This window comes from Psychrobacter sp., assembly GCF_036731945.1.
Lineage (GTDB): Bacteria > Pseudomonadota > Gammaproteobacteria > Pseudomonadales > Moraxellaceae > Psychrobacter.
Map to the genome: position 1 here is coordinate 8,338 of NZ_DAINDI010000036.1, position 6,452 is coordinate 14,789.

Sequence of the window (6,452 nt, forward strand, 5' to 3'; positions counted from 1 at the left end):
GATATTATCGACCTTTAGGCGCTTTAGCATGTTGGACTTTTTGGGGTTCGTTTCCTGCAAGTCAGCAATATATGACGGCGTCATACTGAGGAGTGCCGCCTCGGCGAGCGAACAAATAAACGAGATACCAATGGCGATGAGCACAAATAAAATAAGCAATAGCACGCTACTAGCAGTAGGATTTGCTACCTCACCTGCTGCCCAAACCGTTTGTGGTAGCACAGAAGTTAGCAATAGAATAAACGCCGAAAACGATTTGCTATTAAAGCGTGTTATATAAGAGCGACCATTGCCACCCATCGTCGGGGGAGGTTCAGCAGAGGCGTCTTTACGACAAGCGCGCGGACGGTATAAGCGAGGTACAGACATAAAAAAGGTAAACAAGTTAGGTAACCTAAACAAAGAAGAAAAAGGAAATCACAATATATCATGAGCAAGCGCTAGCAGATAGAAAATAATAGCCGATAAATGCGAATGCATTTCTACCCAATTACTAAAAACGCGCTCAAACCACTCTATTATACAGCCATTTGGTTTATGATAAGCGCTTGTTTAATATCAATGTTAATAATAGCATTTCGCAATAAAATACCATTAGTATCAATTATTTAGAGAGTCACCCACTCATGTTTTTAACACTTATAAAATGATAGCAATTTTGTATTAACTTAACATTTGGCTTTTTTGTCTGCTCCGCAACCTATCCTTATATCCTTTATAATAAGAAAACGTCTATCGCTATAACCCTCATGGTTAGTCCGTGAGTTTTAACAAAAACGCCCTCAGCCTATGATTAACAGTTACCAAGCCTGAGATTTTTTGTTACTATGCGTGTAAATTTATTCTTATCTATGACTTACTGAGAGAAATTATGAGCTTATTCATTCAAGCAGCCCATGCGGCACCAGAAACTGCCGGCGCTGCGTCAATGTTTGGTCAAATCTTGTTGCCGGTTGCCTTTTTTGCCATTTTTTACTTTTTGGTGATTCGTCCACAGTCTAAGCGTACCAAAGAACACCGTGCGATGGTCAACGCCTTGACCGTTGGCAGCGAAATCATTTTTGCTGGTGGTCTTATGGGTCGTATCAAGGCATTGGAAGGCGATTATGCGGTTGTGAGCTTAAACAACCATACCGATGTTAAAGTACAACGTGCGTCCGTGATTTCAGTATTGCCCGCTGGCACCATTGAAAGCGTTTAATTGTCATTCAGAAACCAATAATTGATAAACATTTATTGAGCTTAATTGCTACCGTTATCAATTATTGGTTGTAATGACTGTGAAATGACCGTACATTATTTACGGTCATTTTTCGCTTTACTGTTTACGCTTAACCGTTTTTTGCTTTACTATCATCGCGGATGATCGCAGTGGTGCAGAATTTAGTACGACTACTACTATACAACAGTAGCTCTCCATTTAATCACCTGCCATTGTTATCGCTAACTTCCCATCTGCTAACTTGTGGCCTGCGTCGCCAGTAGTTTATCAACTTAAAGAAGTGATTATGCAATATCCCGCTTGGAAATACTTACTCATCGCCGTCGTGCTTATCATTGCCGGTCTATATGCGGCACCTAACCTCTATCCTGATGAACCTGCCGTACAGATTACCAGTGCCGCAGCAGGTACGCAGCTATCTGAAGGTATCTTGACCCAGTCTAAAAGCTTACTTGAAGAGGCTGGCATCAATAATCATGATGGCACCTTTGAGGGCAACAGTGCGCTGGTGCGTCTCGACAATCCAGTCGATCAGCTAAAAGCTCAGGAAGTGCTGCGTCAGAATTTGGGCGAGGACTACGTGGTCGCGCTAAACTTGGCGCAAACGACCCCAGAGTGGTTGCGTGATATCGGTGCAAAACCGATGAAACTCGGGCTTGATTTGCGCGGCGGTGTACGTTTTGTACTAGAAGTGGATATGGATAAAGCGCTCGAGCAGCGTTTGACCATCGCCAGTCGTGATATGCGCCGTGACTTACGTGCTGAGCGTATTGCGGTTAAAGGTATCAAAACCGAAAAACGTGGCGTGGTGCTGCATTTCTCTGATACCGATACCCGTAACCGTGCGCAAAACATCCTACAAGGCTCGATGGGTAATACCTTCACGCTACAGTCATCGATTGATGAGCAAGGTCCTGCGCTGATTTTGGCGTATAACGATGCCACCTTAGATGAAATCAATAGCTACGCGGTCAATCAGAACTTGACCACTCTACGTAATCGTATTGCTGAGCTTGGGGTGACCGAAGCTTTAGTACAATCCCAAGGTGCTAGCCGTATTGTCGTTGAGCTCCCAGGCGTACAAGATACCGCTGAGGCAAAACGTGTCCTTGGTCGTACGGCCAACCTTGAGTTCCGTATGGTCGCTGAAGGTGCTGAAAACTATATGGGCGGTATTCCGCCTGCTGGCACTGAAGCGTTCCCCTTTGAAACACTTGATGGTCCGCCAGTATTGCTTGAGCGTCAAGCAATTGTCACCGGTGATAAAGTCACCAATGCTCAGACAGGCATCGATGAAAATGGCTCGCCTGAAGTCAGTATTACCCTAGATAGCGCTGGTGGCAAGCTGATGCAAAACGCTACCCGTACCGCTGTTGGTAAACAAATGGCGGTGCTGTTTATTGAAAACAAACAACGTATCGCTTATAAAGAAGACCCAGCGACTGGTGAGACGGTTGAAGTACGTACACCATATGCAGAAACCAAAGTCATTAACCGTGCCAATATCCAAGCGGTACTGGGCTCATCATTCCGTATTACTGGACTTGATAGCAGTGCTGAAGCGGCTGAGCTTGCTCTCTTGCTACGTTCAGGGGCGCTAGCAGCTCCGATGTATTTCGTGGAAGAGCGTACGATTGGTCCATCACTCGGTCAAGAAAACATTGAAAAAGGCTTGTTCTCTACCCAAGTTGGTTATTTATTAGTTTTCGCCTTTATGATTGTTTTCTATCGCTTATTTGGCGTCATTGCCAACGTGGCCCTAGCAATTAACGTCATTATTATCATTGCTATTATGTCAATCTTAGGCTCATCACTCACCCTACCGGGTATTGCTGGTATTGTCTTGACCATCGGTATGGCGGTCGATGCCAACGTCCTGATCTTTGAGCGGATACGTGAGGAGCTGGCAAATGGCGTCCGGCCAAAATCCGCCATCGTCGCAGGTTTTGACCGTGCTTTTAGTAGTATTTTCGATGCCAATATCACAACCTTACTGGTCGCCTTTATTTTATTTGCGATAGGTACGGGTCCGATTAAGGGCTTTGCGATTACCCTCGCGATTGGTATTGTCAGCTCGCTATTTACCGCCATTTTGGTGACGCGTGCGCTGATACAAATCGCTTACGGCAAGCGCAAATCTATCAAACGTCTGAGCATCGGTTAGGAGAAAACTATGGCTATCGATAATAACAATCCGCTAGAACAAGAAAATAACCCAGATCGAAATGGCTCAAACGGTGAAGCAAATACTACTGGTACGCGTCGCCGTAAAAAACCGCGCCGTGATGGCAAAGGCAGTAATACGCAAGCTAATAATCCTAGAACCTCTAAATCGACCGGTTCAAAAACCCGCCGCGGTGGGAAAGAAAATCAAGCCTTGGCGACCCAAGCATCTGGTAACACAGCAGCGGTTGATCCTAATTTGATGTTAGGCGACTCTGCTGAAGACGCTGCTGCTTATGCAGAAGGTGGTATCAAAGCGATTGGGGATCAACGTATTATCCCCTTTATGAAGATAGAAAAGCCGATGGCAATCCTATCGCTGCTTTTGGTCATTGGTAGTATTATCGCGATTGCGGTCAATGGTCTAAACCTAGGTCTTGATTTCACCGGCGGGGTGTCAGCAGATGTGCGTTATGAGCAGCCTGTTGAGCAAGTCGACGTGGTAAACGCCCTAGCTGATAATGGCTTTGACGATGCGGTCGTACAGTATCTAGGTACGCGCCAAGAGCTTTTAGTACGCTTGCCGCCTCAATCAGATAACGTCGATGGACTGAACGCCAGCCTGAGTAAAGCATTGGCACTGCCTAATAATAACGTTGAAATCAGTAACGTTAATATTATCGGTAGCCAAGTCGGTAACGAAATCTACTTAAACTCGGTTATGGCATTGGCATTAGCATTGGCTTGTATGCTTGGCTATGTTGCCCTACGTTTCCAGTTTAAGCTAGCGCTTGGCGCAGTACTGTCGCTATTCCATGATGCGGTGGTGACCATCGGGGTCTTTGCCTTATTTGGTTTTCCGTTTGATTTAACTGTTCTAGCTGCTGTACTGGCGCTGATTGGTTACTCGCTGAACGATACGATCGTCGTTTATGACCGTATCCGCGAAAACTTCCGCCGCGTGCGTGGTATCACGCCGCGTCAAACGATTGATTTGTCATTAACAGAGACGCTGCGCCGTACGATTATGACCATCTCAACGGTACTGTTAGTTGTCCTTGCGATGTTATTCTTAGGCGGTGATGGTCTATACTGGTTCTCAGTGGCGCTGTTTATTGGTTTACTTGCGGGTACTTATTCTTCAACTTATATCGCAAGCTCTATTCCTTTAAGAATGGGCTTATCACGTGATGACTTTATTGTGAAAGTAAAACCTGAGTTTGAAGAAGAAATCGTCACGTTTAATGATCCAAAAATGTATGAGCAAGACTAACGCTTGTATAGAAGCCAATAACTAGACTTTTAGTTATTCAGCCCACAAACGTTATCACGATAAAAGCACCTAAACTCTAGGTGCTTTTGTCTTTATACTATTTTTATTCATCTTTTAATGTTATTCAACAAGTCATCACTAAACTTTTCCGCCTTATTATATGGTTATATAAGCGACTAAGCTATGTCATCTACCCTGCCGCCGAGTGCTATGCCACCTATTGATACTCGCTATGCGCGTATCATCGCGATTGCCTTACCCGTATTATTGGCTAACCTTGCGATGCCGCTACAAAGCATCATTGATACGGCGATTGTCGGTAATATGAATGACACTGCCAAGCTTGCTGGCATGGGTTTGGCTATTCAGCTGCTGTCTTTGATATTAGTCAGCTTTAATTTTTTGCAATACGCCTCATCTGGTCTTTCCGCACAAGCACTCGGTCAGCTGGCTCATAAAGATGCCCCTAAACAAACGCCATCACCGCTCTTATCGATTTTGCAACGAGCTTTGTTACTTGCGTTTATGATTGGTGCAGTGTTACTTATTGCAAAACCTTGGCTCATTGATTTTGGCTTGCAGGCGCTTTCTGCCAATCCTGATAGCGGTCGTGCAGCCAAGATTTATTTGGATGTCCGTTTTTGGGGCGTTATCGCAGAGCTGATGAACTTTGCCTTTATCGGCTGGTTTGCCGGTCAAGGCAAAACCCGCTATATGCTTTATCAGCAAGGCTTTATCGCCATGCTTAATATTATTCTGACCTTATTTTTTGTTTATGTGCTGCAGATGGGTTTGGTTGGGGTGGCATTAGGGACGACCATTGCTTTTTGGCTTGGGGTGGTCTTAGCATTGTGGCTCAGCCGTCGACATCTACAAATCTCTTGGCGCGCGTTATTTGCTGCTAATAAAGATCACTTTACTAAAGATAAGATGCTTAGGCTATTTTCATTAAATAAAGATATTTTTATCCGTACGCTGATTTTAACCCTAAGCTTTGCTTGGATTACCCGACTGTCTGCCCAAAGCGGCGATGTCATTTTGGCCGCCAATGCTATTTTACTGCAGGTGTTAAGTATTTCAGCCTTTGCCCTTGACGGCGTGGCGGTATCGGCAGAGACCTTAAGCGGACAAGCAGCTGGACGACGCGATTGGCCGCGCTTTCGTATTATTGTCAAACGCACAGGCGTGGTCAGTTACGGCCTTGCCATGATGCTAAGCGCGGTTTGGTGGCTTGCGATGCCAACTTATCTGCAATTTATGACCAATATCGAACCCGTCTTTGCGCTGGCTTATGACTATCATCTTTATGCGGTACTACTGCCACTCGTTGGCGTTGGCGCTTATTGGCTCGATGGGATATTTTTTGGTTTAACGGCTGGTAGTATCATTCGTAATGCCGCGCTGATATTGGCGGTTATCTTTTTTCCTTTAAGTTGGCTGCTCTACCAACAATGGGATATGACCGGTATTTGGCTTAGCGTTTGGTGCTTATTATTATTAAGATTGATAATTCTTGGTGGGTTTTTATACCGTGCCCATCAAACAGGCAGCTATGAAAAATTGCAGCCTGAAGCTTGACCATTAAAGTAATTAGCTAACATGAGGCGTTTTAAAAAGAAGAAAAAAGATAGTAAACGACACATCAAAGTAAGAAAAATTAGAAATTAAGAAAAATTAGGATATCACGTGACTACCCAATCAAATGAGATAAACCAAAATAAAGCCTATCATTACCATTGGGCGGAAGGCTTTAAAAAAAGCTTGCCAGTGGCCATGGGTTATCTGCCGGCGGGG

The 6,452-nt window shown here is 44.7% G+C and carries 4 protein-coding genes and 1 pseudogene; 4 read left to right on the forward strand and 1 reads right to left on the reverse strand.

Annotation, left to right across the window (positions count from 1 at the left end; translation table 11 throughout):
• Positions 1 to 369, reverse strand: a pseudogene (locus V7D75_RS08725) (hypothetical protein); the annotation flags it as partial.
• 502 nt (positions 370 to 871) lie between these two features.
• Between V7D75_RS08725 and yajC the strand changes: the two are divergent.
• The 4 genes from yajC to V7D75_RS08745 all read left to right on the forward strand — a co-directional run bounded on the left by yajC (position 872) and on the right by V7D75_RS08745 (position 6,236).
• The gene (gene yajC / locus V7D75_RS08730) at positions 872 to 1,201 is read left to right on the forward strand and encodes a preprotein translocase subunit YajC (RefSeq protein WP_068408182.1); all 330 of its coding nucleotides are present in this window, start codon (positions 872 to 874) and stop codon (positions 1,199 to 1,201) included.
• A 307-nt stretch (positions 1,202 to 1,508) separates the two neighbouring features.
• The gene (gene secD / locus V7D75_RS08735) at positions 1,509 to 3,386 is read left to right on the forward strand and encodes a protein translocase subunit SecD (RefSeq protein ID WP_333614248.1); all 1,878 of its coding nucleotides are present in this window, start codon (positions 1,509 to 1,511) and stop codon (positions 3,384 to 3,386) included.
• Positions 3,387 to 3,395: 9 nt separating this feature from the next.
• Positions 3,396 to 4,658 carry a protein translocase subunit SecF gene (gene secF / locus V7D75_RS08740; RefSeq protein ID WP_333614249.1) on the forward strand — a complete coding sequence of 421 codons (1,263 nt, stop codon included), beginning with the start codon at positions 3,396 to 3,398 and terminating at the stop codon, positions 4,656 to 4,658.
• Between the two features lie 183 nt (positions 4,659 to 4,841).
• On the forward strand, positions 4,842 to 6,236 hold the full coding sequence (locus V7D75_RS08745) for an MATE family efflux transporter (protein ID WP_333614250.1): 1,395 nt from the start codon (positions 4,842 to 4,844) through the stop codon (positions 6,234 to 6,236).
• Positions 6,237 to 6,452: the final 216 nt, after the last annotated feature.